This is a genomic window from Dactylosporangium sp. NPDC049742, from assembly GCF_040674675.1.
Taxonomy (GTDB): domain Bacteria; phylum Actinomycetota; class Actinomycetes; order Mycobacteriales; family Micromonosporaceae; genus Dactylosporangium; species Dactylosporangium maewongense.
This window is the reverse complement of sequence record NZ_JBFANF010000021.1, coordinates 1-24,188: the sequence shown is the minus strand read 5'-3', so window position 1 is coordinate 24,188 and position 24,188 is coordinate 1. Positions and strand designations below refer to the sequence as shown.

Genomic DNA, 24,188 nt, shown 5'->3' with positions numbered 1-24,188 from the left:
GCAGGGCGCAGAAGATGCCGCGTCGACGGACATCGCGCCGGACTCGATCAGTACCAGGCGAGGGATTAGGTGTCGCCGTCGGTCAAGGCTGCCGTTGAGCTCGGGGCGCCGCCGCCGTCAAGGGCGCCGTCGCCCCCTGGGTGCCGTCGCCGGTCTTGGCTGCCGCTGGGTCCGGGGCGCCGTCGCCGGTCTTGAGCGGCGCAGGGTGTGGGGCGTCGCCGGTCTCGGTTGCCGTGCGTAGCAGCGCTGCGAACAGTGCCAGGCTCGCCAGGACGTAGACGTTGCCGACGATCGCGGCCACGATTGGCCGGTCGCCCTCGGTGGTCCAGATGAGCCGGCTGGACAGGACCGCCCACGCCCCGCCCGCGACGGCGACCGCACCCGTGTCGGCCAGCACCACGAGCGCGGGGATGAGCCACACCAGGTGATGGCTCCAGCTGATCGGGCTGCACAGGCAGCCGAGCGCACCGGTGAGCGCGAGCCCGAGCCGCACGTCGCCGGTGCGGCGCACCGCCCACCACCAGGCGGCGGCGAGCATTGCCGACAGGGCCGCCCACGCCGGCACGGCCGACGCGTCCGGCAGCAGCCGCACCAGGGCGCCGTACAGCGACTGGTTGAGCACGAACCCGGGTTCGCCGACCCGGCCGAGCTCGAAGAGGGCGCCGAGCCAGTAGCGCCGGGAGGCGTCCGGCGCGGCGGCGGCGGTCAGGGCGCCGGTCGCACCGAACGTGGCCGCGGCCGTGGCGGCCGCCCGGTATCGCCGGGTTGCCAGCAGGTACAGCACGAACACCAGCGGGACGAGTTTGACCGCGGCCGCCAGCCCGATGCCGATCCCGGCGAGGCGGTGCCGCCGCGCGACGAGCAGCCCGAGGTCGGCGGCGACGAGCCCGAGCAGCACCAGGTTCACCTGGCCGAACGAGAACACCGCGCGGACGGGGTCGAGCATGGCGGCGCCGGCGGTCGCGCAGAGCAGCACCGCGCCGGGCGGCCAGCCGGTGCGGGCGGTGAGGGGGCCGACCAGCCAGGACAGCACCCCGGTCAGCGCGGCGGCGCTCACCACGAAGCTCGCGGCGACGGCGACCGGCCAGGGCGCGACGGCGAGCGGCGCCATGAGGATCGCGGCGGCCGGCGGGTAGGTGAACCCGTACGGGCTGCCGGGCAGCAGGTACGCGTACAGATCCCCGCCGGCCAGCCAGAAGCTGACGGCGCCGCGGTACACCCGCAGGTCGAACAGGTCGTTCCAGCCGGTCAGCGTGGCGCTGACGAGCACGGCGGCGAGGAGGGTGGCGCCGGCAACGACGTACGCCACCCGCTGCCGCATGCGGTCACGGTAGCCGCCGGTGCTTCTGGCCGGCCTCAGCCGTTCGACTGGGAGCCGTTCGATCAGGCGAGGGCGGCCGGGGCCAGCGCGGCGTCGTCCGGGGCGCCGTAGATCGCCTTGTAGGCGAGGTAGGCGGTCAGTCCTTCCGGGCCGAGCTCGCGGCCCATGCCGCTGGCCTTCACCCCGCCGAACGGGGCGGCGTGCGAGGTGCCGTACATGTTGACGCCGATGGAACCGGTCTCGATCTTCCGGGCGACCTGCAGGGCGTGCTCGACGTCCTGGCTGAAGACGCAGCCGGCGAGGCCGTAGTCGGAGTCGTTGGCGATGGCGATCGCCTCGGCCTCGCTGCCGTAGGGGATGACCGCGACGACCGGGCCGAAGATCTCGTCCCGGGCGATCCGCATGTTGTTGTCGACCTGGTCGAAGACGGTCGGCTCGAGGTAGTAGCCGCGGTCCAGGCCGGTGGGCCGCCCGCCGCCGAGCACGACCCGGCCGCCCTGTTCCCGGCCGAGCGCGATGTACTGCTCGACGCGTTCGCGCTGGGCCTGTGAGATGAGCGGGCCCATGGTCGTGTCCTCCTTGCGCGGGTCGCCGGTGACGGTGGCGGCCAGCGCGGCGGTGACGGCCTGGACCGTCTCGTCGTACCGCGCGCGGGGCGCCAGCACGCGGGTGTGGGAGAAGCAGACCTGGCCGGTCTCCGGCGCGCACAGCCGTGCGGCCTTGGCCGCGAAGAGCTCCATGTCGGCGTCCTCGAGCAGGATGGCGGCCGACTTGCCGCCGAGCTCGAGGGTGACCGGCTTGAAGTCCGCGGCGCAGGCCTGGGCGATCGCGCGGCCGGCCGCCGTGGAGCCGGTGAAGGCGACCTTGCGGACGCCGGGGTGGGCGACGAGCGCGGCGCCCGTGGCCGCGCCGCCGGTGATGACGTTGAAGACGCCGGGCGGGAAGCCGGCCTCGGCGACAGCGTCGGCGAGCAGGAACGCGTCGAGGCTGGTCTGCGGTGCGGGCTTGAGCACCACGGTGCAGCCGGCAGCCAGCGCCGGCGCGATCTTGAACGCGGCCAGGGGCTGGGGGCCGTTCCAGGGCGCGATCAGGCCGGCGACCCCGACCGGTTCCTTCCGCACGATGGTGTTCGAGCCGCGGTAGGTGCGCAGTTCCTCGAACTCGTAGGTGCGGACGACGTCGGCGTAGTAGCGGTAGAGGTTGGCGGCGCCCATGACGTGCAGGCGCTGCATGGTGACGGGGAACCCGTTCTGCGGCAGGAGCGCCTCGACGAACTCGTCCGCGCGCCGGTCCAGCACCGTGGCCAGGTTGTGGAGCAGGTCGGCACGGGCCGCGGCGGTCAGGCTGCGCCAGGCGTCGGAGGTCAGGGCGGTGCGGGCGGCGCGCACCGCGACGTCGACGTCGGTGTCGTCGGCGTCGGCGATTGATCCGAATTCTTCCTCGGTGGCCGGGTTGGTGATGCCCAGCCGTGCACCGCTGTGGGCGCTTTCGCGGCGACCTGTGACGTAGAGGTGATTCACGTAGGTTTCCACACACAACTCCTGGTGTCTTCCGCCGCTTCGGAAAAGGTCCTGACCGGCTCTTATTACGAGTCAGTTAACTCTGATAGTGTACTCCGGTACATGAGCGTAGTGTCTGTACTCAGCTTCCGCAGCGACGCCACGGGTGGGATCGGTCGCGTGCGCGAGGAGGCACTGCTCCGCGTCATAGCCCGGTCGCGACCATCTCTCGCTAACGTGAAGGAGACCCGGTGACCCGTTTGAGGACGGCTCTGACCTGCTCGATTCTGGCCCTGACCACCACCCTGGCCGCCTGCGGCGGAACCTCTTCCAGCTCCGACCCCTCGGCCGCCTCCTCCGGCAAGCCCGACGAGGCCAAGAACGCCGCGGCCACGCTGCGCGTCGTCGTGCCCTCGATCTCGCAGTTCCTCGGACAGCCGTTCCAGGCGGCGTCGCCCCCACGGGCCGAGTCCACCTCGGCGATCTTCGACGCGCTCACCCGGGTCGACAACACGGGCACGCCCGTGCCGTGGCTCGCCAAGTCCTGGAACCGCGTCAACGACACCACCTGGCAGTTCTCGTTACGCACCGACGTGAAGTTCTCCAACGGTGAGCCGGTCGACGCCGACGCGGTCGTGGCGACCGTGACCACCCTGCTCGGCGCCGCCGGCACCGGCAGCGTCGCCAAGCTGTACAACCCGACGGTGTCCGGGGCGACCAAGGTCGACGCCGCCACCGTCAACATCACCACCGCCAAGCCCGACGGGGTGCTGCCGCAGGAGATCGCGGCGCTGTACATCGTGCCGCCGAAGTACCTCGCCGAGGTCGGGATGGACGGCTTCGCGAAGGCCCCGATCGGTACCGGTCCCTACACGGTCACGTCGATCAGCACCACCGAGATCGCGATGAAGGCCAACCCGACGTCGTGGCGGAAGCCGATCATCGGCAACCTGCAGATCAAGCAGGTCGCGGACCAGACGGCGCGGACCAACGCGATCCTGTCCAACGCGGCCGACATCAACACCCTGCTGGACCTCGACCAGATCGACAACGTCAAGGCCAAGAACTTCACGGTCTTCCCGCTGAAGAACCAGGCCGTCTTCCTGCTGCAGTTCATCGCGTCCACGGGCGGCTCGAAGCCGCTGGACAACCCGCTGGTCCGCCAGGCGATCAACTACGCCGTCGACAAGGACGCGGTCATCAAGTCGGTGTTCCAGGGCCTGACCACCGTGGCCAGCCAGGGCACCGCCCCGGGCACCACCGGTCACGACGACGGCCTGCAGCCGTACCCGTACGACCAGGCCAAGGCGAAGGACCTGCTCACCCAGGCCGGATACCCGAACGGCTTCGAGCTCACCGGCGTCTACTCCCTCGGCGCCTTCGCCGGCGACAAGGACTTCCTGGCCCAGGCGCAGAGCGACCTCGCCAAGGTCGGGATCAAGCTGACCATGAAGCAGGAGACCACCGCGAACATGACCAGCTACCTGCTCAAGGGGCAGTGGCCGGCCGACATGTTCACCACGGCCTACCTCACGGCGCCGACCCAGGACGCGACGAAGGCCTACTCCTTCAACAGCTGCCTGCGCAAGCCCGGCTCGTGGTGCGACCAGACCCAGGCGGACCTGATCAGCAAGGCCCTGACTCAGACCGTGGGCACCCCGGAGCGGGCGGAAACGCTCAAGGCACTCGCCAAGGCGATCCACGACAACCCGCCGGCATTGTTCTTCAACAACGGCCTCAAAGTCATCGCCTACAGCAGCGGTGTGGCCGGTTACACAATCGACAGCTCGACGAACACTTCCTGGGAGACAGTGTATTTCAAGTAGCTGATCTTCCCGACTCGTTCCATGGTGCCGGCACCAGGCAAGACGGTGCCGGCACCTGATCAGAAGGACGAAACGAATGGCCGATACCGGAATCAGTACGGGACAATCAGCCGCCGCCGTGCGGGCACTGAGTGTGACCTATCGTCGCGGCGCCCGGCTGGTGCACGCCGCCCGCGACGTCAGCATCGACATCCCGCGGGGCCGCATCGTCGGGCTCATCGGCGAGTCGGGCGCAGGCAAGTCGACGGTGTTGCGGGCCCTCCTGGGCCTGACCAAGCCGACCAGCGGCGTCGTCGAGATCGCCGGCACCGACCTGTCGACCGTGTCGGCGAAGACGGCCCTCGCGCTGCGCAACCGCATCCAGGTCGTCATGCAGAACCCCTACGCCAGCCTCGACCCGCGCTGGTCGGTGGCGGACTCGATCGCCGAGCCGCTGCGGGCCCGGTCCCGGCAGCGCGGCAGCGAGCCGATGAGCAAGGACGACATCGCCCGCCGCGTCGGCGAGATGCTCGACCGGGTGCGGCTGCCCACCAGCAAGCTGCACTCGTTGCCCCGTGAGCTGTCCGGCGGCGAGCGCCAGCGCGTCGCCATCGCCCGGGCGCTGTCGGTGCGCCCGGCCATCCTCGTCGCCGACGAGCCGGTCACCGCCCTGGACAACGTGACCACCGCGGAGATCCTCGGCCTCCTCGAGGAGCTGCACGCAGAGGTCGGGCTGGCCATCCTGATCGTCTCGCACAGCATGTCGGTCATCGCCCAGCTCGCCGACGACGTCCACGTGATGCAGGACGGCCGGGTCGTCGAGTCCGGCTCGGCCGAGTCGGTCCTGGACGACCCGCAGCACCCGCACACCGCCATGCTCATCGCCGCGAGCCGGTACCTCGACGAGTGGGACGGCTCGGGCCCCGAACTCACCACGGCGGCGGCCCGATGACCCAGCAGCTCTCCACGCGGCCCGCGGCCGCCCCGCCGCAGGACCCCAAGGACCCCGTGGCCCGCCGCATCGCGCTGCGGCTCGGGGTGCGGGTGATCGAGCTGGTCGGGTTCCTGGTCCTGCTCGTCACCGTGCTGTTCTTCCTGGCCCGGGTCCAGGGCGACCCGGCCGTCATCCTGGCCGGACCCGAGGCGACCCCCGAGGACGTCGCCCAGATCCGCGTGATCTACGGGCTCGACAGCCCGCTGATCGTCCAGTACCTCAACTTCCTGCGGCAGTTCCTGCTGTTCGACTTCGGCAACTCGATCACCGAGCGGGTCCCCGCGCTGGACCTCGCCGCCGGCCGGCTCGGCACGACGCTCCTGCTGTGCGTGATCGCGACGGTCATCAACGTCGTGGTCGCCACGCCGATCGGCATCTACATCGGTGGCGGCACCGGATCCGCCGCCGGTCGCCGCCGCCCGCTGCGCAAGGTCGTCAGCGGTATCGTGCTGGCCACCCAGGGCATCCAGTACTACATCATCGCGCTGCTGCTGATCACCGTGTTCGCCATCAAGCTGCAGGTGCTCCCGGCGATCGGGTTCGACCGGGCCGACTCGTGGATCCTGCCGAGCATCAGCCTCGCCTGGCTGGCGGCGCCGCGCCTGGCCCGGGTCGTGCAGAGCGCCGCGCGGCAGGTCTGGTCCTCGGAGCTGGTGCACACCGCGACCGCGTACGGGTTGTCGCCCGCGACGATCCGCACCAAGTACGTGCTGCCCAACGTGCTGGTGCCGCTGATCGCGACCGCGGGCACGCAGTTCACGCTGCTGCTGTCCGGCGCGGTGATCGTCGAGCAGCTCTTCGGCATCAACGGCCTCGGTCAGCTGCTGGTCGTCAGCGTGCAGAACGCGGACTTCCCGTCGCTGGCCGCCGGTGTCACCCTCATCGGCCTGGTCGTCTTCGCCGTCACCGCGGTGTCGGACGTGCTGTACCGGATCGCCGATCCCCGGCTGAGGAGGAACGGCTGATGGCCACCGCAGGCACCCGGACCTGGCGGCTGCTGCCGCGCGGCGTGAAGAGCTCGCTGTACTGGCTGATCAGCCTGCTCATCCTCGGTCTCACCGTGTGGAAGCACGGGGCCGGGCACGCCGAGCAGGACATCCGCAGCCGGCTGCAGGGTCCGAGCGCGCAGCACTGGCTGGGCACCGACGGCGCCGGCCGGGACAACCTCCAGGAGCTGCTGCACGGGCTGCCCTGGTCGGTCGAGGTCGCGCTGCTCGCCACGCTGATCGCCGCGGTCGTCGGCACGCTCGTCGGGGTCACGTCCGGCTGGTACGGGCGCTGGTGGGCGCGGGCGATCCTCCGGCTGGTCGACTTCGAGGTGGCGTTCCCGTTCGTCGTGATGGCGGTCGTCCTGATCGGCGTGCTGGGCCGGGGCACCCTGCAGATCGCGCTGGTGCTCGGCATCGCGCTGTGGCCGCTGGTCGCCCGGGTCGTGCACGGCGAGACGCTGCAGCTGCGCGAGCAGGAGTACGTCGTCTACAGCAACCTCGTGTGGGGCAACGGGCTGCGGGTCATCCGGGAGCACCTGGTCCCGGCGCTGCTCATCCGGGTCGCGGTCGTCAGCGCGTTCGTGTTCGGCGACGTGCTCGGCGCGGCCGCGGCGCTGTCCCTGCTCGGCATCGGGCCGTCGCTGGAGACCTCGTCCTGGGGCAACATGCTGGCCGACGGGCAGCAGTACCTCAACCGCGACCCGTGGATCGCGCTGAGCTCGGCGCTGGCGCTGGTTGTGCTCCTGGTCTTCGTGAACATGCTGGCCGACCGGCTGGCCGCGGCGGCGTCCCGGTCGGGCACGGCGGCCAATATGACGGAGCTGCTCGCACCGGCCGAGGCCGCAGAACTGGACGCGACCGGACCGGCAGATCGGGGAACGCGATGACCGAGACGACCAACACGACCAAGACCGCCGGGACGACCGGTACGGCCGGGGCGACGCAGCTGGTGGTCGACGTGTCGCAGCTGACCGTCGAGCTCGGCGACCCGGACCGCGGGCACGGGGTGCGGATCGGGCCGGTCGACCTGCAGATCGGGCGCGGCGAGTGCGTGTGCGTCGTGGGCACCTCGGGCGCCGGCAAGAGCACCATCGGCCAGGCGCTGCTCGGCATGCTCGGCCCCGGCGGCCGGGTCACCGGCGGTTCGGTGCGTGTCGCCGGTACGTCGCTGTTCGAGGCCGACGACAAGACGCTGCGTTCGCTGCGCGGCTCCACCGTGACGATGATCTTCCAGGACCCGACCTCCGCGCTGAACCCGGTGCGTCGCCTGGACAAGATCTTCGCCGACGTCCTCAAGGCCCACGGCACCACCGGCAAGGACGAGATCGTGGCGCGGACCCGGGAGGCCCTGACCGCGGCCGAGCTCGACCCGGACGCGGCGATGCGGCGCTACGCCCACGAGCTGTCCGGCGGTATGCGCCAGCGCGTGATGGTGGCCCTCGCACTGGTCAACCGGCCCGCCGTGATCGTCGCCGACGAGCCGACGACCGCGCTGGACCCGACCACGCAGAAGGAGGTCATCGAGCTGTTCGGCGTCCTGAAGCGGACGAACACCCTCGTGGTGATCACCCACGACCTGCGCGTCGCGCGCCGGCTGGCCGACCGGATCGTCGTGATGAGCCTGGGCCGGATCGTGGAGACCGGCACCGTCGAGGAGATCATGACCGCGCCGCGGCATCCGGTGACGCAGGGGCTCGTCGCCAACCAGAAGCTCACCAAGGTCGTGAAACGAAGGGACCGGTCCTGAGCCCCATGCCGGAAGCCACGCCGGAAGACCTGTCCGACCTGACGTTCGACACCATCGTCGCCGGCGGCGGCACCGCCGGCTGCGTGCTGGCCAACCGGCTGTCGGCCACCGGCGAGCGGGTCGCGCTCGTCGAGGCCGGCCCGGACTTCGGCCACAGCCGCGGCGGCGACTGGCCGCCGGTGCTCAACGCCGCGAGCTACGTGCCGACCCCGTACGACTGGGGGTACCACGTCGCCCCGTACGGCTACGACATCCCCTTCATCCGCGGCCGGGTCCTCGGCGGCTCCTCGGTCATCAACGCGGCCGGCATCAACTGGGGCCTGCGCGAGGACTACGCGCGGTGGGTGGAGCTGGGCGCCGAGGGCTGGGGGTTCGAGGACCTCCGGCCGTTCCTGCTGAAGGTCGAGCGGCTCCGCGGCGACGACGCGCCGGGTCGCGGCCGGGACGGCGCGCTGCTCGTCTCCCGCGACCGGGCGACGTCGCCGCTGCTGGACGACCTGCGCCGGGCCTACGCCGCGGCCGGCCTCCCCGGCCCGATCGACGCCTCCGGCCCCGACGCCGCCGAGGGCTGGGGGGACGGCACCCGCAACGCCGACGGCGACGAGCGGTACCACGCCGCCCGGGCCTACCTGGACGACGTGCGCGACCGGCCGAACCTCACGATCATCGGTGACACGCTCATCGACCGGGTGCTGTGGGACGGCGACACGGTTACCGGCGTGGCCGTCGTCCGCGACGGCCGACGGTCGCAGCTGCGTGCCCGCCGGGTCGTGCTGGCTGCCGGCGCGATCGGCACGCCCACGGTCCTGCAGCGCTCCGGCATCGGCGACGCGGCCGCCCTCGCGCCGATCCTCGGCGACGGGGTGCCGCTGCACCACCTGCCCGGCGTCGGCCGGAACCTGCACGACCACTACGGCAGCCGGCTGTTCATGCGCACGGCGTCCGGCTTCGCCGAGCGGCTGGCGGCGCGCGGGCACGTCCCGGGCACGCGCCAGTCCCTGTTCGCCCGGGTGAAGAGCGACCCGGCGCTGCCCGCGTACGACCTGAGCATCGGCGTCAACCACGGCGACACCGCACCGCCGGACGGCCTGCTGCCGATCACGGTGTTCCTCGTCCACCTGGCCGCCGAGGGCTCGGTGACGATCGCGGACGCGGACCCGCACTCGCATCCGGTCATCGACCTCGACATCGGCCGGGACGAGGACCTCGACGCGATCGCCCGCGGACTGCGGTGGCTGCGCAGGCGGCTGGCCGACCCGGCGGTGCGCGACTGGTTCGCCCCTGAAGCCCCTGAGTCCGCCGCAGGGGACGCGGACCTGCGCGAGCACATCCGGCGCAACATCTTCCTGTTCCACCACGCCACCGGCACCGGCCGGCTCGGCCCGGCCGGCGACCCGCTGGCGGTGGCCGGGCTCGACGGGCGCGTCCGCGGCTTCACCAACCTGTACATCGGCGACGCCAGCCTCATGCCGAGCATCCCGCGGGGCATGATGATCCTGACGGTGTACGCGATGGCGGAGAAGATCGCCGCCGGTCTGGTGGCGACGTCACCGGTGCCGCGATGACGCCACCCGGACAGACCGTGGTCGGCGCCGGCGTGCGCCTGGACCCGGTTCCGGCGGTCGGCGAGCACACCGAACGGATCCTGGCCGTCCTCGGCCGCACCGCCGAGCAGATCGCCGCCCTGCGCGATGCCGGCGTCATCTGAACCAGCAAAAGGAGGTGGCGACGTGACGGACCTGAACGCTGAGGAACGCGCCGTGGTCGACCTGGTCCGCGACTTCGTCGACCGGGACGTGCGCCCGGTCGCCCGCGACCTGGAGCACGCGAACGAGTACCCGGAGCGGCTCATCGACACGATGAAGGAGCTCGGCGTCTTCGGGCTGGCGATCCCCGAGCAGTACGGCGGGGCGCGCGTGTCCATGTCCTGCTACGTGCAGGTCACCGAGGAGCTCGCCCGGGGCTGGATGAGCCTGGCCGGCGCGATGGGCGGGCACACGGTGGTGGCGAAGCTGCTGCTCGCGTTCGGCACCGAGGAGCAGCGGCAGCGGTACCTGCCGGGGATGGCGACCGGCGCGATCCGGGCCACGATGGCGCTCACCGAGCCGGGTGGCGGCTCCGACCTGCAGGCCATGACGACGACGGCCCGCCGCGACGGCGACGGGTACGTGATCAGCGGCGCCAAGACGTGGATCACCAACGCGCGGCGCTCGCAGCTCATCGCGCTGCTGTGCAAGACCGACCCCGACGCTGTGCCGAAGCACAAGGGCGTGAGCATCGTGCTGGTCGAGCACGGGCCGGGCCTGACGGTCTCGCGGGACCTGCCCAAGCTCGGCTACAAGGGCGTGGAGAGCTGCGAGCTGTCGTTCGACGGCTACCGGGCGCCGGCCGGGGCGCTGCTCGGCGGGGTCGAGGGGCGTGGGTTCGCCCAGATGATGACCGGGCTGGAGACGGGGCGGCTGCAGGTGGCGGCCCGGGCGCTCGGCGTGGGGCGGGCCGCGTTCGAGGACGCGCTGCGCTACGCGCAGGAGCGGCACTCGTTCGGCCGGCCGATCTGGCAGCACCAGTCGGTCGGCAACTACCTCGCCGACATGGCGACGAGGCTGACCGCCGCCCGGCAGCTGGTGCTGTACGCGGCGGAGCGCACCGAGGCCGGTCGGCGGTGCGACCTGGAGGCGGGCATGGCGAAGCTGTTCGCGTCCGAGACGGCCATGCAGATCGCGCTCGATGCGATGCGGGTGCACGGCGGCTACGGCTACTCCACGGAGTTCGACATCGAGCGGTACTTCCGCGACGCCCCGCTGATGATCGTGGGTGAGGGCACCAACGAGATCCAGCGCAACGTCATCGCCCGCCAGCTCGTGGAGCGCGGCGGGATCGACGCCTGACCGGCGGGGCAGGCCCCGGGCGCAGGGGTCTCGGCAATATGTTTATCTCTAGTATAGAACTTGAGTACATGATACCGTGCAAGCATTGCGGTACCCCAGTGCAGCGGAGGACGCATGAGCGGGTGGGACAGGTTTCTGACCGAGCACGACCGGGAGATCGCCGCGCAGGCCGGCTACGGCGCCAGGATGGGGCTCGGCGGCAACGTCGCCGTCCTGCTCATCGACGCCACCTACCTGTTCTGCGGTGACCCCGGGCTCAGCGAGGCCGAGTCGCTGGCGCTGTACCGCAACTCCTGCGGCCCGGCGGCATGGCGGGCCGTCGCGGCCATGGCCGGTCTCGCCGCCGCCGCCCGCGAGCGCGGCCTGCCGGTCGTCTACACCCGGCCGGTGCGCCCCCGCCCCGACGGGCTCAACCGCGGCCGCTGGCTGGACAAGAACCGCCGAGGCCGCGAGGACATGAAGCCGGCGCCGCGCGCCTTCGACATCGTCGACCCGATCACGCCGAACCCCACCGACGTGGTGCTGGACAAGGAGAAGCCCAGCGCGTTCTTCGGCACCCCGCTGGCCGCGTACCTCACCGACTGGGGCGTCGACTCGCTGCTCGTCGGCGGCGGCGTCACCAGCGGCTGCATCCGCTCCACGGTCCTGGACGCGTTCTCGCTCAACTACCGCGTCGGCGTCGTGCAGGAGCTGACGTTCGACCGGATCGAGGCGTCGCACTGGATCAACCTGTTCGACCTGGACCAGAAGTACGCCGACGTGATCGGCCTGGCCGAGGCCCACGACTACGTCGCGCGGGCCGAGAAGGGACCGTTCCATGCGGCTGCCTGACTCCGGGCGGTACGCCTACCGTCCCATCACCGACCGGCCCGCGTTCGCCTGGCCGCACGGCGGCGGCCTGGCCGCCTACGTCGCCGTCAACGTCGAGTGCTTCGCCTTCGGCGGCGGCGGGGCGACGCTGACGCCCGGCATGGACCCGCCGAACAGCGAGCACCGCCGGTACGGCTGGCGCGACTACGGCATCCGGGTCGGCCTGTGGCGCATCCTCGACGAGCTCGCCGCCCGCGACCTGCCGGCCGCGTTCCTGCTCAACGCGTGGGTCCCCGAGCTGTACCCGCCGGTCGCCGAGGTGCTGCGCGCGTCCGGCGGCGAGATCGTCGGGCACGGCCGCACCAACTCCGAGCTGCAGGGCGGGATGGCCGAGGACGAGGAGCGGACCCTGATCGAGGAGTCCACGACGCTGCTCACCGCCGCGTTCGGGACCCGCCCGGCCGGCTGGATGTCCCCGGGCGCCACGCAGAGCGCCAACACCCCGGACCTGCTGGCCGAGGCCGGCTACACCTACACCCTCGACTGGCCGATCGACGACCAGCCGGTGTGGCTGTCGACCCGCGGCGGGCCGCTGCTCAACGTGCCGTACCCGCTGGAGACCAACGACTACCCGCAGGTGCTGTCCCGCGGGCACACCGGCCGCGAGTTCGCCGACATCGCCCACGACCACCTCACCGAGATGCTGACCCAGGTGGGCCCGGCGCGGACGCCGCTGGTGTACGCGCTGAGCCTGCACCCGTTCACCGCCGGCCAGCCGCACCGGCTGCACGCCCTGCGCCGGGTCCTGGACCTGCTCGCCGAGCGCCGCGACGACATCTGGCTCACCACCCCCGGCGCCATCGCCGAGCAGTACGCGGCGCAGGTGACGGCATGAGCGGGCCGGAGCGCAGCGGAGGGCTGCGAATCGGGATTACAGGTTGGAGCTCAGGCCGGCGCCGGAGCGCAGCGGAGGTGACGGCATGAGCGGCCCGGAGCGCAGCGGAGGGGACGACATGAGTGCAGACGGCGCGGTGCGGTACGGCAGCGACGTCATGGTCGACGTGCTGGCCCGCCTCGGCATCGAACACCTCGCCATCAACCCCGGCGCGACCCTGCGCGGCCTGCACGAGTCGCTGGTCCGCGCGGGCAAGCCCGAGCTGCTGCTGACCCTGCACGAGAACGTCGCCGTCGGCATGGCCCACGGCTACGCCAAGGCGACCGGCCGGCCGATGGGCGTCGCGCTGCACAACCTCGTCGGGCTGCAGACCGGCTCCATGGCGCTGTTCAACGCGTTCCTGGACCTGGTGCCGATGCTCGTCGTCGGCGGCAGCGGCCCGGCCGACGCCGCCCGCCGCCGGCCGTGGATCGACTGGATCCACGCCGCCCGCGACCAGGCCGCGCAGGTCCGCGCCTACACCAAGTGGGACGACCAGCCGGCCAGCCTCGACGCCGCCGTGCACAGCCTCGCCCGCGCCCACAGCATCACCACCGCCTACCCGCAGGCGCCCGTCTACGTCGCCCTCGACGCCGGGCTGCAGGAGGACCAGGTCGCCGGTGAGCCGCGCAACGCGCTGTGGTCGCCCGCGACCGCGCTGGCCCGGCAGAGCACGCCGACGGTCGCCGACGCCGACCTGCTCCCGGTCGCCGAGGCCCTCGCCGCCGCCGAGCGGCCGCTGCTGCTGGCCGACACCGCCGGGCGCAGCGAGGCCGCCTACCGGGCCCTCGTCGCGCTCGCCGAACGGCTCGGCGCGGGCGTCGTGGACCTCGGCGCCCGGCACAACTTCCCCAACACGCACTGGGCCGACCGCACCCAGCACCACCACGCCGACGTCGCCGACGCCGACGTGATCCTGGCCGTCGACGTGCGCGACCCGTACTTCGCCCTCGGCCGCACCGACGTCGCCAACCGCGACTTCGCCTGGCTGCCCCGCCCCGGCGCGCGGGTCTTCGTGCTGTCCGGCGCGGCGCTCATCGAGCGGGCCCCGCTGGACCGGGCCGCCGCGGCCTGGGACCGGGTCGAGGCGGTGCTGACCGGCGACGCCGCCGTGGCCCTGCCGCGCCTCGCCGAGATCGTCGCCGAGCTGCCGGTGCCGGGTGCCGCCGCGCGCACCGCGGCCCTGCGCGCCACGGCGAGCGGCCCGGCGGTGTTCCGCGAGCGGCTGTCCCGCGCGCCCGGCACGTTCGGCCCGGCCCGGCTGGCCGTCGAGACGTTCGAGGCGGTCCGCGGCGGCGCGTGGCAGCTCGCGTTCGGCGCGCTGTACGGCAACTCGCGCCGCGCGTTCGACATGGACGAGTTCAACTGCTACCTCGGCATCTCCGGCGGCGGCGGGCTCGGCTACGGGGTCCCCGCGGCCCTGGGCGCCGCGCTCGCGCACCGCCACGACGACACCCTCGTCGTGGACATCCAGCCGGACGGCGACTTCCTCTACACCGCCCAGGCGCTGTGGACCGCCGCCCACGAGCGGCTGCCGCTGCTCGTGGTGATGGCCAACAACCGCACCTACAACCAGGACCGGATGCACCAGACCGAGATCGGCCACCAGCGCGGCCGCGACACCGACGTGGCCGCCGGCATCGACATCACCGGCCCCGACGTCGACTTCGCCACCCTGGCCCGCAGCCAGGGGGTGGAGGGCATCGGCCCGGTCACCGACGCGGCCGAGCTGCCCGCGACGCTCGCCCGCGCGGCGCGCATCGTGCGCGAGGAGCGCCGTCCGGTGCTGGTGGACGCCGTCATGAACCGCGATCGGAGCTGAACACCACATGACCGCACAGAGCACGCCCCGGCCGGGCGTCGCGCTCGTCGGGGCCCGCGACGGAAGCCTCTGGACCTACCTGCTGTTCCACAACCTGCGCACCTTCGGCGATGCCGAGATCTGGCCGGTGAGCCGCACCCGCCCCGAGGTGCGTGGCGTGCCGACCGTCGCCGACCTCGGCCTCGTGCCGCGCACCCCCGACGTCGCCGTGCTCATCGTCAACTCCGCCGCCGCGAACTCGGTCGTGGCCAAGGCGGTCGAGATGAAGGTCCCGCACATCGTGCTCATCTCCGACGGGTACGCCGAGCGCGGCACCGAGGAGGGCATCCGGCTGCAGCGGGAGCTGGTCGGCATCGTCGAGGGCACCGGCAGCCGGCTCTACGGGCCCAACGGCGTCGGGTTCGCCGACTTCCGCGCCGGCATCGCCCCGCTCGGCGCGCCCATCCCGCCGGACCTGCGGGTCGGCGGCGTGTCCGTGGTGTCCCAGAGCGGCTCCCTGACCACCACTATCATGGGCGGCCTGGCCGAGGACGGCGCCGGCGTCGACCTGTGCGTGTCGATCGGCAACGGCGCCGCGTTCGACGCCATCGACGCGATGGAGACGATGCTCGACCGGCCGACCACCACCGTCATCGCCGCCTACCTCGAGTCGTTCGGCGGCAACCGGGCCCGCCTGGAGCGGACCCTGTCCCGCGCCCGCGAGCAGGGCGTCACGATCGTGCTGGCGAAGTCCGGCGGCTCGGAGATCGGCGCGGCCATCGCCCGCTCGCACACCGCCGCCCTGGCCGGCCCCGACCGGCTCGTCGACGAGGTGCTCACCGCGCACGGCGTGATCCGGGTGCGCAGCATGGAGCAGCTGACCCGGGCCGCCGCGATCGCCGACTACCTCAGCCGGCACGGCGCCGGTGGCACCGGCGGCGGCGTCGCGGTCATCGAGACGTCCGGCGGCGCCGCCGCCCTCACCGCCGACCTGCTCAGCCACGAGGGCGTCGGGCTGGCCACGTTCGGCGACGCGGCCACCTCGGCGCTGCGGGCGGTCGCGCCCGACGGGGCGTACGTGAGCAACCCGATCGATCTGACCGCCTCGCCGAAACCGTACGAGGAGGTGACCGCCGCGTTCCACGCCGTCTACACCGACGCGGCCGTGCGTGCCGTCGTCATCCCGTACGCGCTGACCTTCCCGGCCGCCGACGACGAGCGCGACGTGCACCGCCGCTCGCTGGACCGCTACGCCGACCTGGGCGCCGCCACCGGCTGCCCCACCATCGTGTCGACGCTCAGCGACTTCGCGTGGACCGACTGGGCCGTCGCGTTCCGGGAGCGGCACCCGGAGACGCTGCTGGTGCGGGGGATCGCCACCACCGCCCGGATGCTGGCGCGGCTCTACCCGCGCACCCAGCCGGAGGCGCCGCAGGCGACGGGGCCGGCCGACGTGATCGGCGACGCGCCCGACGGCCGCACCGCCCGGGACCTGCTCGACGCGCTCGACGTGCCGATGCCGAAGGCGGTGTTCGTGGCGGCCGAGGACGTCGACGGCGTCGCCGGAGCCGTGGCCGGCGTCGCGCATCCGCACGTCGTGAAGATCGTCGCCGACGGGCTGCTGCACAAGGTGAAGGTCGGCGGCGTCGTGCTCGGCTGCGCCACGGCGGAGCAGACCGAGGCGGCCGCCCGGCGGGTCCTCGCCTCCGCCGCCGCGGCCGGGCTGCCCGGCGTGCGCGGCGTGCTCGTCGAGGAGACCGGCACCGGCGTCGAGCTGTTCGTGTCGCTCAACCGCGACCCCTGGTACGGGCCGTACCTCATCGTCGGATCCGGCGGCGGCGACGTCGAGGCCAAGACCGACTCGTCGCTGATCGCGCTGCCCGCCACGGACGGTGCCGTCGAGCGGGCCCTGGACCGCCTGCCGGTGCCGGACGGGCAGCGCGCCGCCACCGCCGCGCTCATCGCCCGTCTCGCCACCGAGTTCGTCGGCGGCCGGCTCGCCGAGTGGTCGATGCTGGAGCTGAACCCGGTCATGGTCGACGCCGCCGCCGGGCCGCAGATCCTCGACATCGTGCTGCTGCCCAAGAGCGAGCAGGCATGACCGGCCCGGAGCGCAGCGGAGGGCTGGGCATCATGGGCGCAGTCTTGAGGTCAGGCCGACGCCGGAGCGCAGCGGAGGTGGCGGCATGACCGGCCCGGAGCGCAGCGGAGGGCTGGGCATCATGGGCGCAGTCTTGAGGTCAGGCCGACGCCGGAGCGCAGCGGAGGTGGCGGTATGACCGTGCGCATCTCGATGGCGCTGGCCACCAGCCACCTCGGTCCGCTGCTGGACATCACCCGGGCCGCCGAGGAGGCCGGCCTCGACCGGGTGTGGACCACCGAGGGCTTCGGCGGCGACGGGATCGTCCGCGCCGGCCACCTGGTGGCGCACACCAGCCGCATCGGCATCGGTACCGGTATCGCCTACTCGTTCACCCGGGCACCCCTCGCGGTGGCGATGGCCGCCGCGGACCTCGCCGAGCTCAGCGGCGGCCGGTTCGCCCTCGGGCTGGGCGCCGGCACCCGCGGCGTGCGGACCAGACGCTTCGACGCGGCCGGCTACGACCACCCGGCGCCGCGCACCGCCGAATACGCCGAGCTGGTCCGCGCCGCGCTGCGGTCCGAGGGCGGGCTGCGCTTCGAGGGCCGGTTCTACCAGTGCGACTTCCCGCAGCTGGACATGCCGCAGGACGCCGAGCTGCGCGCCGGGGTGCCGCTGTACGCCGCCGCGCTCAACCCGGCGATGCTGCGTGCCGCCGCCCGCTCCTGCGACGGGATCGCCCTGCACAGCCTCGCCACCGCGCCGGCCTACCTGCGTGACGTCGTCGCCCCCGCCGTCGCCGGTCCGGACCGGCCGAAGCTCGCGGCGTGGAAGATCTGCGTCGTCGACGACGACCCGGCGGCCGCCGCCGACGCGGTGCGCCGGCAGCTGGCGTTCTACTTCTCCACCCCCAGCTACCACCCGGTCCTGGCCGGCACGCCATGGACCGAGGTGGCCGAGCGCATCCGCGACCTCGCCACCGAGCTGCGGTTCCGCGACTGGGCGCCGGTGGCGGCGCTCGTGCCCGACGACATGGTGGCGGCCTACTCCGTCGCCGGCGACCGGGACTCGTGCGCCGAGCAGATCGCCGCCACCGCCGGGCGGTTCGCCGCCGTCGGCGTCGACGAACTGGTCCTGCAGCTCACCTCCGGCGGTACACCCCAGCAGACCCGGGCCAACGGCCTCGCGCTCGTCGCCGCCGTCCAGCACGCCCGATCGGAAAGGACGGCCGATGCTCACCTGTGACAGCCAGATCCACCTCTTCCCCGAAGGCCACGAGGAGCGGGCCGCGAAGTTCGGGCAGCGGGTCATCCCCCTGGCCACGATCCTCGCCGACATGGACGCCGCCGGCATCGACCGGGCCGTGCTCGTCCCGCCGTTCCCGGCCGCGATGCAGATCAGCCTCGACGCGGTTGCGGCCCACCCCGACCGCTTCCGCACCACCGCCCACCTCGCCCTCGACAAGCCGGAGGCGCGCGAGCAGGTCAAGGCGTGGCCGGACGACGCGGTCGTGGCCGTGCGGGTCGCGTTCCCGCCGTGGCACAAGGTCTCCTGGCTCGACGACGGCACCGCCGACTGGTTCTGGCCGGTCGCCGCCGCGCAGGGCCTGCCGGTCATGGTGTGGGCGCCGGGGCAGCTGGCCAAGCTCGGCCCGGTCGCCGCCGCCAACCCCGGCCTGAACCTCATCGTCGATCACCTCGGGCTGTTCGTCGACGACAAGGACGACGCCCTCGACCCGATCCTCGACCGGCTCGTCGCGCTCGCCGCGCACGACAACGTGTCGGTGAAGGCGTCGGCGCTGCCGTGCGCGACCGACGAGCCCTACCCCTACCGCGGTCTCGCGCCGCGCATCGAGCGGGTCGTCGACGCCTTCGGTGCCGGGCGCGTGTTCTGGGGTACTGATGCGACCCGCCTGCCGTGCACCTACGCGCAGGCGGTCGCGATGTTCACCGAGGAGCTGCCGTTCCTCAAGGACGACGACCTCGACCTGGTCATGGGCGGTGCGCTGCTTCGCCGCCTGGGCTGGGACCGCTGAATCAGGAGGCTGCACGAGTGCCGGCAACATCATTCGCCGACCCCGCGGTGGACGAGTTCCGCCGCGAGGTGACAGCGTGGCTCACCACCGCCATCCCCGCCGAATGGCGGGAGCGCCGCAACGACCTCACGATGGACGAGGAGATCGAGATCCGCCGGGTCTGGGACCGGCAGCTCTTCGACGCCGGCTACGCCGGGCTGTCGTGGCCCGAGCAGTTCGGCGGCCGCGGCCTCGGCGTCATCGAGGACTTCACGTTCAACGACATCGCCGCCCGCATGGACGCCCCCGAGGGCCTCGGTCGGGTCGGGCGCCTCCTCGCCGGGCCGGCCATCATGCACCACGGCACGCCCGAGATGCAGGCCCGGTTCCTGCCGGCGATCCTCAAGGGCGAGGAGCTGTGGTGCCAGGGCTTCTCCGAGCCCGGCGCCGGCTCCGACCTCGCCTCGCTGGGCACCCGCGCGGTGCGCGACGGCGACGTGTACCGCATCCAGGGCCAGAAGGTGTGGACGACGTACGCGCAGTTCTCCGACTGGTGCCTGTTGCTGGCCCGCACCGGCGCGGCCGGCTCCCGCAGCCGCGGGCTGTCGCTGATGCTCGTGCCGATGCGCCAGCCCGGCGTCGAGGTCCGGCCGCTGATCAACATCACCGGCACGCACGAGTTCAACGAGGTGTTCTTCGACGGCGCCGAGACGAGCACCGACCTGCTCGTCGGCGCCGAGGACGAGGGCTGGCTGGTGTCGGGCACGATCCTGACCCACGAGCGCGGCGTCGGCTTCGGCGCGATCGCCCTCAACCAGCTGCACGGCTACCTGCGGCTGTTCACCGACCACTGCGCCGCGCACGCCCCCGCGATCGCGGCCCGGCTGCCCGAGTTCGTCACCCGGGTCGAGCTGCTGCGCTGGCAGATGATGCGTTCGCTGGAGAAGATGGCCGGCGGCGACGCCTCGCCGCGCTCCAGCGCGGTGCTGAAGGTGACCTGGAGCGAGCTGGTGCAGGAGATCGTGCACCTGGCGGCGTTCGGCGGCTGCCCCGAGCACACCGACCTGTACCGCACCCGGCTGCTGTTCCACCGCGCCTCGACGATCGTGTCGGGCACGTCGGAGATCCAGCGCAACATCATCGGCGAGCGGGTCCTGGGCCTGCCCCGCGAAGGGAGCGCGAAGGCGTGAGCACGCGATACCTGCCCAGCCCGCTGGGCCTGGAGGTCACCGACGCGGTGCACCAGATGGCGGTCGAGGGCACGACCGGCGAGGACCGCTGGTCGCCGGTGAAGCTGTGGGGTGAGCTCGCCGCCGGCGGCTGGACCGAGCTCGCCGACGGCGACACCCCGGGCACCGACGCCGACGTGACGCTGCTGGACCTGTGCGTGATGGCCGAGGCGTGGGGCCGGGCCCTGGTCGGCCTGCCGCTGCTGAGTACCCTGGCCGCGCGCCGCTGGCTGGCCGAGCGGCCGCCCGCCGGCACGCCGGTCACCCTCGTGGTGCCCGAGTGGAACCGGTTCCTGCTGCCGTACCCGATGCAGGCGGCGCTGGTGCTGTCCGGCGACGGCACCGCGCCCGTCACGGGGGAGTTCACCGTCGACGACCACGCGCCGTCGCTGCCGCTGGGCCGCGCGGACACCGCGCCAGGACCGCTCGCCCCGGCCGGTGCGCTGCGCGACTATGCGTTGCTTGCCACGGCGGAGGCCGTCGGGGCCACCGACCGGGCGCTGCAGGACACCGTGGAGTACGCCAAGACCCGGGTCCAGTTCGGCCGGCCGATCGGCTCGTTCCAGGCGGTCAAGCACACCCTCGCCGACATGCACCGCGACGTGGAGCTGGCCCGAAGCGGCGTCACCTGGTTCAGCAACGACCCAGCGGCGATGACCGGCGGCGCGCCGTACGTGCTGCAGCTGTGCGCCTCCGTCGTCGAGCGGGCGATCCAGGTGTACGGCGGGATCGGCTACACCTGGGAGTGCGACCTGCACTGGTCGCTGCGCCACGTCACCCAGGCGCACCGGCTCGTCGTGGCCGCGCTGACGGCGAGCGCGGCATGACCGGCCCGCAGCGGAGCGAGGAGCCGGTCATCATGGGCGCAGTTTCAAGGTCAGGGCGGCGCCGGAGCGCAGCGGAGGTGACGTCATGACCGAACTACTGGAGGTCTTCACTCGGGACCGGGTCGGGTACCTGCGGTTCAACCGGCCAGACAAGCTCAACGCGCTCGCCCCGGAGATGCTCGAGGGGTTCACCGCCGGGCTCACCGCGCACGAGGCGGACCCGGACGTTCGGGTCGTCGTGGTCTGCTCGACCGGCCGCGCGTTCAGCACCGGCGGCGACATGTCCGGCCCGGGCCGGGCCGCGTCGGCGGGGCACCGTTCCTCGTACACCGACTGGCAGCGGCAGCGCGCGAGCCTGGAGCGCTGGCTGCGGATCTGGGACTCGCCGAAGCCGGTCGTCGCCGCCGTGCAGGGTTACTGCCTCGGCACCGCGACGGTCATGGCGGTGATGTGCGACCTGACCGTCGTCGCCGACGACGCCGTCATCGGCTGGCCGCAGCTGCCGGTCGGCGGCGGACTGCTGTCGCCGGTGGCGAGCTGGTTCGTCGGGCCGAAGAAGGCCCGCGAGCTGGCGTACATCGCCGGCAGCCGGTTCAGCGCACAGGAGGCCGTCGAGCTCGGCTGGGCCAACCACGTGTATCCGGCCGGCGAGCTGCACGAGCGGGCGCACGAGCTGGCGACGCGGATCGCGAACACGCCCAGCGACGTGCTGGCGGTCAAGAAGTACGCCCTGAACCGCACCATGAACCTGCAGGGCTTCCGCGACGCCGTGCTGTCCGGTGCGGAGTTCTCCGCGGTGAGCCACCAGGCGCCGGGCGCGGAGTTCATCGCGGCCCGCCGCGCGGAGCTGGGCATGAAGGAGACGATCGCGGCGGTCCAGCAGGGCCTGCTGGCCGGCGACTACCCGCCGGCGGAGTGAGAAGCGGCATGAGCGGAGTAGGTATGAGCCTGGTGGACAAGGTCGTCGCGATCACGGGTGCGGGGCACGGCATCGGCCGCCGCGAGGCCCTCGAAGTAGCGGCGCTCGGCGGCAGCGTGGTGGTCGCGGAGTTCGACGCCGACGCCGGCGCCGGGGCCGTGAAGGAGATCGAGGCCGGCGGCGGGCGGGCCGTGCTGGTCGCCGGCGACGTGGCCGACACCGCCGTCGCCGACGCGATCGTGGCCGCCGCCGTCGACACGTTCGGCCGGCTCGACGCGGTGGTGAACAACGCGGGGTTCCTGCGCGACCGCACGTTCGTGAAGATGACGGCGGACGAGTGGGACGACGTGATCCGGGTGCACCTGCGCGGGCACTACGCGGTCGCGCACGCCGCGTGCGTGCACTGGCGCGACGCCGGCACCGGCGGCCGGCTCGTCGGCACGTCGTCGACGGCCGGGCTGCTGGGCAACTTCGGCCAGGCCAACTACGGCGCGGCGAAGGCCGGCATCGTGGCGATGTCGTCGATCGTCGCCCAGGAGATGGCCCGCTACGGTGTGGTCAGCAACGTCGTGTGCCCGGCCGCGCGGACCCGGATGACGTCCGGCGCCTACGGCGAGATCGGCGGCGGCGAGGGCTGGGACTTCTGGTCGCCGGACAACGTGGCGCCGATGGTGGCGTTCCTGTGCAGCGACGCGGCCGGGACGATCTCCGGCAAGGTGTTCGGGGTGCAGGGTGACGTCGTGGAGCTGTACGAGCCGTTCACCAGCGTCGCGTTCATCCGCAACGGTGAGCGCCGCTGGACCCAGGAGGAGCTGGCCGCCGGGGTGCCGGGCCTGTTCGCGCAGGCCGGGCAGGATCCCGAGGTGGAGAACATGATGGCCCGGCTGCGGTTCTCGATGACCGACCGCGGCAAGCGGGCGGCCGGCCCCGCGGCGCGGGGCTGAGCCCACTACCGACCGTGGAAGACGGGCGGCCGCCTGGCGAGGAACGCCGCGGCCGCCTCCGCGGCGTCGGCGGATCGGGCGGTGGCGACCTGGCGGCGGGCCTCCGCGGCGAGGTGCTCGCCGAGCGGCACGCCGGCGGCGCCGGCGAGGTTCTCCTTGATGGCCGCGACGGCGAGCGGTGCCCGGGCAGCGCACCGTTCGGCGAACGCGTCGACGGTGCCGTTGAACGCCGGGCCGGACACGACGCGGTGCAGCAGTCCGTACCGCAGCGCCGCCTGCGCGTCGAGCTTCTCCGACAGCAGCAGCAGCTCCCTCGCCCGCGCCTCGCCCAGCAGGGCCGGCAGCAGCCAGGTGATGCCGTAGTCGCCGCTGACCCCGGCGTCGAGGTAGGCGGTGCGCAGCACGGCGCGCTCGGCGGCGATCCTCAGGTCGCATGCGAGGGCCAGCGCGAGCCCGGCGCCGGCGCAGCCGCCGTTGACGGCGGCGATGGTGATCTGCGGCAGCGCGCGGATCGCCTCGGTGAGCCGCCCGCGCTCGATCTGCGCCCGCACGTCGTCGTCCACCGGCACGTCCTGGCGCGCGGCGGCGAACGCGTCGCCGGCCAGATCGCCGCCGACGCAGAACTGCCGGCCGGCGCCGGTGAGCACGACGACCCGCACGTCCCGGCGTGAGGCGACCTCGGCGACGACGTCGTGCAGCCGCGCGGCGAGGGCGTAGGTGACGCCGTTGCCGCGCTCCGGCCGGTTGAGCGTGATCCGGGCGACGCCGTCCTTGACGTCGAGCAGCACGTCGCTCATGCCGCCGCCTCCGCTGCGCTCCGGCGTCGGCCTGAGCCAACCTGCAATGCTGGTTCGCGGCCCGAGCCGCTCCGCTGGTCGCTCATGTCGTCCCTTCCGTCGTGCTGGGGCGCGTTCACCTGAAGGTTTCCGAGAAGCCCTCGGCTTCAGCTGTGGGGAGGTTAGGGAGTGCTCTAGGTGTTGCACTGGTTCTTGGGGCGCCGCACGACGTGGGAGTGGCATTGGTGGGCGACGTTGGTGTTCTGCCTGACCTCGTCCGTCCTGGCGCTGTACGACTTGTCGCCATATGCTGTCTTGCGTGGAGGAGGTGGTGCGGTACAACTACCGTCTGCGCCCGGGCGCGACGGCGGTTGCCGCACTGGTGGCTGAGTGGGGCCGCTGTCGCTGGTTGTGGAACGAAGCCGTTCACCAGCAACGCAGCGGCCGTAAGCCCACCTTCGCGAAACTGTGCAGACTCCTCACCGAGGCTCGGGCCAGGAACGCGTGGCTTCGTGACGGGTCGCAGGTCGTGCAGCAGCAGGTGTTGCGAACCTATGGCCTCGCCCTGACGCATTCGTTCACGATCAAGGGCAGGGGCCGGCCCCGCCCGA

Annotated in this window: 22 protein-coding genes; 19 read left to right on the top strand and 3 right to left on the bottom strand. The window is 72.8% G+C overall.

Annotated features, from left to right (window positions below):
• Positions 1 to 82: 82 nt before the first annotated feature.
• Positions 83 to 1,321 (bottom strand): glycosyltransferase 87 family protein, encoded by a 1,239-nt coding sequence (locus tag AB0J72_RS25025; RefSeq protein ID WP_363402548.1) that lies wholly within the window; start codon positions 1,319 to 1,321, stop codon positions 83 to 85.
• A gap of 62 nt (positions 1,322 to 1,383) precedes the next feature.
• Entirely contained in the window at positions 1,384 to 2,853 is a 1,470-nt protein-coding gene (locus tag AB0J72_RS25020) for an aldehyde dehydrogenase family protein (RefSeq protein WP_363402546.1), read from the bottom strand.
• 218 nt (positions 2,854 to 3,071) lie between these two features.
• On the opposite strand from AB0J72_RS25020, the gene AB0J72_RS25015 reads away from it, so the two are divergent.
• The 18 genes from AB0J72_RS25015 (at position 3,072) to AB0J72_RS24930 (ending at position 22,801) form a co-directional block, all read left to right on the top strand.
• On the top strand, positions 3,072 to 4,646 hold the full coding sequence (locus AB0J72_RS25015; RefSeq protein WP_363402544.1) for an ABC transporter substrate-binding protein: 1,575 nt from the start codon (positions 3,072 to 3,074) through the stop codon (positions 4,644 to 4,646).
• Positions 4,647 to 4,779: 133 nt separating this feature from the next.
• A complete protein-coding gene (locus AB0J72_RS25010; RefSeq protein ID WP_363402542.1) occupies positions 4,780 to 5,577 on the top strand; it encodes an ABC transporter ATP-binding protein in 798 nt (265 codons plus the stop codon).
• A complete protein-coding gene (locus AB0J72_RS25005) occupies positions 5,574 to 6,584 on the top strand; it encodes an ABC transporter permease (RefSeq protein WP_363402540.1) in 1,011 nt (336 codons plus the stop codon). Before AB0J72_RS25010 ends, AB0J72_RS25005 begins: the two co-directional genes overlap by 4 nt.
• A complete protein-coding gene (locus AB0J72_RS25000) occupies positions 6,584 to 7,495 on the top strand; it encodes an ABC transporter permease (protein ID WP_363402538.1) in 912 nt (303 codons plus the stop codon). Before AB0J72_RS25005 ends, AB0J72_RS25000 begins: the two co-directional genes overlap by 1 nt.
• Entirely contained in the window at positions 7,492 to 8,355 is an 864-nt protein-coding gene (locus AB0J72_RS24995) for an ABC transporter ATP-binding protein (RefSeq protein ID WP_363402536.1), read from the top strand. The genes AB0J72_RS25000 and AB0J72_RS24995 overlap by 4 nt, the downstream gene beginning before the upstream one ends.
• A gap of 5 nt (positions 8,356 to 8,360) precedes the next feature.
• The gene (locus AB0J72_RS24990; RefSeq protein ID WP_363402534.1) at positions 8,361 to 9,920 is read left to right on the top strand and encodes a GMC family oxidoreductase N-terminal domain-containing protein; all 1,560 of its coding nucleotides are present in this window, start codon (positions 8,361 to 8,363) and stop codon (positions 9,918 to 9,920) included.
• Positions 9,917 to 10,063 carry a hypothetical protein gene (locus tag AB0J72_RS24985; RefSeq protein WP_363402532.1) on the top strand — a complete coding sequence of 49 codons (147 nt, stop codon included), beginning with the start codon at positions 9,917 to 9,919 and terminating at the stop codon, positions 10,061 to 10,063. Before AB0J72_RS24990 ends, AB0J72_RS24985 begins: the two co-directional genes overlap by 4 nt.
• Before the next feature lie 22 nt (positions 10,064 to 10,085).
• Positions 10,086 to 11,243: an acyl-CoA dehydrogenase family protein gene (locus tag AB0J72_RS24980; protein ID WP_363402530.1), complete on the top strand. Its 1,158-nt coding sequence runs from the start codon at positions 10,086 to 10,088 to the stop codon at positions 11,241 to 11,243.
• 114 nt (positions 11,244 to 11,357) lie between these two features.
• Positions 11,358 to 12,074 carry an isochorismatase family protein gene (locus AB0J72_RS24975; protein ID WP_363402528.1) on the top strand — a complete coding sequence of 239 codons (717 nt, stop codon included), beginning with the start codon at positions 11,358 to 11,360 and terminating at the stop codon, positions 12,072 to 12,074.
• A complete protein-coding gene (locus AB0J72_RS24970) occupies positions 12,061 to 12,948 on the top strand; it encodes a polysaccharide deacetylase family protein (RefSeq protein ID WP_363402526.1) in 888 nt (295 codons plus the stop codon). The genes AB0J72_RS24975 and AB0J72_RS24970 overlap by 14 nt, the downstream gene beginning before the upstream one ends.
• An 85-nt stretch (positions 12,949 to 13,033) precedes the next feature.
• Positions 13,034 to 14,809, top strand: a complete 1,776-nt coding sequence (locus AB0J72_RS24965; RefSeq protein WP_363402524.1) for a thiamine pyrophosphate-dependent enzyme — start codon at positions 13,034 to 13,036, stop codon at positions 14,807 to 14,809.
• 7 nt (positions 14,810 to 14,816) lie between these two features.
• Positions 14,817 to 16,889: an acetate--CoA ligase family protein gene (locus AB0J72_RS24960; protein WP_363402522.1), complete on the top strand. Its 2,073-nt coding sequence runs from the start codon at positions 14,817 to 14,819 to the stop codon at positions 16,887 to 16,889.
• A gap of 174 nt (positions 16,890 to 17,063) precedes the next feature.
• Positions 17,064 to 18,113, top strand: a complete 1,050-nt coding sequence (locus AB0J72_RS24955; protein WP_363402520.1) for an LLM class flavin-dependent oxidoreductase — start codon at positions 17,064 to 17,066, stop codon at positions 18,111 to 18,113.
• Positions 18,100 to 18,903: an amidohydrolase family protein gene (locus AB0J72_RS24950; protein ID WP_363402518.1), complete on the top strand. Its 804-nt coding sequence runs from the start codon at positions 18,100 to 18,102 to the stop codon at positions 18,901 to 18,903. Before AB0J72_RS24955 ends, AB0J72_RS24950 begins: the two co-directional genes overlap by 14 nt.
• Positions 18,904 to 18,920: 17 nt before the next feature.
• The gene (locus AB0J72_RS24945) at positions 18,921 to 20,072 is read left to right on the top strand and encodes an acyl-CoA dehydrogenase family protein (protein WP_363402516.1); all 1,152 of its coding nucleotides are present in this window, start codon (positions 18,921 to 18,923) and stop codon (positions 20,070 to 20,072) included.
• Entirely contained in the window at positions 20,069 to 20,938 is an 870-nt protein-coding gene (locus AB0J72_RS24940; protein WP_363402514.1) for an acyl-CoA dehydrogenase family protein, read from the top strand. The genes AB0J72_RS24945 and AB0J72_RS24940 overlap by 4 nt, the downstream gene beginning before the upstream one ends.
• An 85-nt stretch (positions 20,939 to 21,023) precedes the next feature.
• Complete coding sequence (locus AB0J72_RS24935) at positions 21,024 to 21,857, top strand: enoyl-CoA hydratase/isomerase family protein (RefSeq protein WP_363402512.1); 834 nt, start codon at positions 21,024 to 21,026, stop codon at positions 21,855 to 21,857.
• 23 nt (positions 21,858 to 21,880) lie between these two features.
• Positions 21,881 to 22,801 carry an SDR family NAD(P)-dependent oxidoreductase gene (locus AB0J72_RS24930; protein ID WP_363402510.1) on the top strand — a complete coding sequence of 307 codons (921 nt, stop codon included), beginning with the start codon at positions 21,881 to 21,883 and terminating at the stop codon, positions 22,799 to 22,801.
• Positions 22,802 to 22,806: 5 nt separating this feature from the next.
• Here the strand turns inward: AB0J72_RS24930 and AB0J72_RS24925 are convergent, their stop codons facing one another.
• Positions 22,807 to 23,598: an enoyl-CoA hydratase-related protein gene (locus AB0J72_RS24925; RefSeq protein ID WP_363402508.1), complete on the bottom strand. Its 792-nt coding sequence runs from the start codon at positions 23,596 to 23,598 to the stop codon at positions 22,807 to 22,809.
• Between the two features lie 298 nt (positions 23,599 to 23,896).
• On the opposite strand from AB0J72_RS24925, the gene AB0J72_RS24920 reads away from it, so the two are divergent.
• Positions 23,897 to 24,188, top strand: a 292-nt coding sequence (locus AB0J72_RS24920) for a hypothetical protein (RefSeq protein ID WP_363402506.1), incomplete at its 3' end; no start/stop codon positions are given.